1 protein-coding gene is annotated in these 1,250 nt (G+C 66.4%); it reads left to right on the top strand.

Going from position 1 to position 1,250, the window contains the following annotated elements; translation table 11 throughout:
- Positions 1-1,182 (top strand): Zn-binding domain-containing protein (locus T432_RS09055; protein WP_156026358.1); only part of this gene is annotated, 1,182 nt, incomplete at its 5' end.
- Positions 1,183-1,250 lie beyond the last annotated feature (68 nt).

The following is a 1,250-nucleotide window of genomic DNA, read 5'->3' as shown; positions in this document are numbered from 1 at the left end:
CAGGCCCAGCTCGCGCCCCCGCGCCCGGACCTCTTCCGCATGACCTCAGTGGCGACCCGCCGCCGCGAGCGCATCAGCAGTGACGAAGAAGAGCGGCGCCGGATCGGCTTTGACGTCAAGAGCGGCATGCGCTTCGCTTCGCGCGGGGGGCGGGCCGACCGCGTGCAGGCGCTGGCAGCCACCGACGCGCCGCTGCTGCGCCTGACTTACGGCGACGGCGCGACGCTCTGGCGCATCAACTATGGCTGGCGCAACCGCGAAAACAAGCAGGAACTCGGCTTTCTCTTTGACCCCGAGACCTCACAGTGGCTCAGCAAGCAGGGGCACGAACGGAAGCTCAAGGCCGCCGGAGGACGGGACGTGGCCGTGCAGCGAGTGATTCCCTATGTGGAAGACACCCGCAATGTGCTGCTGATTGAGCCGGCCCTTCCTCTGGATGCGGGCGGCATGGCTACGCTGATGAGCGCTCTCAAAAACGCTGCGCAGCTCACCTACCAGCTGGAGGACAGTGAGCTCGCGGCCGAGTTGCTGCCCGACAGCCAGGAGCCGCGCCAAATTCTGCTGTACGAAGCGTCCGAAGGCGGGGCCGGCGTACTGCAAGATTTGGTGTTCCGCTCGGGGGCGCTGGGTGAAGTGGCCGCCGCGGCGCTGGGCCTGCTGCACTTTGACCCCCTGACGGGCGAGGATCACGGGCACGCCCCCCACGCGGCGGAGCGCTGCGAAGCGGCCTGCTACGACTGTCTGATGACTTATGGCAACCAGACGTTTCATGACCTGCTTGACCGCTTCGCCGTGCGCGAACTGCTGCTGCGACTGCGTGAGGCGCGGGTCACCTTGCCCGGTGACGCAGGCGACCCTTTTGAGACCCTCTGCGCGGCGTGCGGCAGTGAACTGGAGCGCGAATGGTTGCGCTTTGTGCGGGATGAGGGCCGGCGTCTGCCGTCACACGCGCAACTGCTCGTGCCGGACCACTACGCCCGCCCGGACTTCGCGTACGCCGAGCAGGCGGCCCTGATCTTCATCGACGGGCCCCACCACGACCAGCCTGGTCAGACAGGCCGCGACGCCCGACTGCGCGAAGAGTTGGAGTTTGCCGGGTATACCGTCGTGCCCTTTACGCATGACCGCAGCACCTGGCCGGCGCAACTTGCCCGCTACGCATTCATTTTCGGGGAAGGATAACTATGACGTTTGATATCGGTTCAATGGTGCGTGCCCGTGGGCGCGACTGGGTGGTGCTGCCTGAAAGC

The sequence above is a fragment of the Taylorella asinigenitalis ATCC 700933 genome, assembly GCF_000687755.1.
GTDB classification, from domain to species: domain Bacteria; phylum Pseudomonadota; class Gammaproteobacteria; order Burkholderiales; family Burkholderiaceae_B; genus Taylorella; species Taylorella asinigenitalis.
This window is presented reverse-complemented; position numbering and strand designations above follow the sequence as displayed.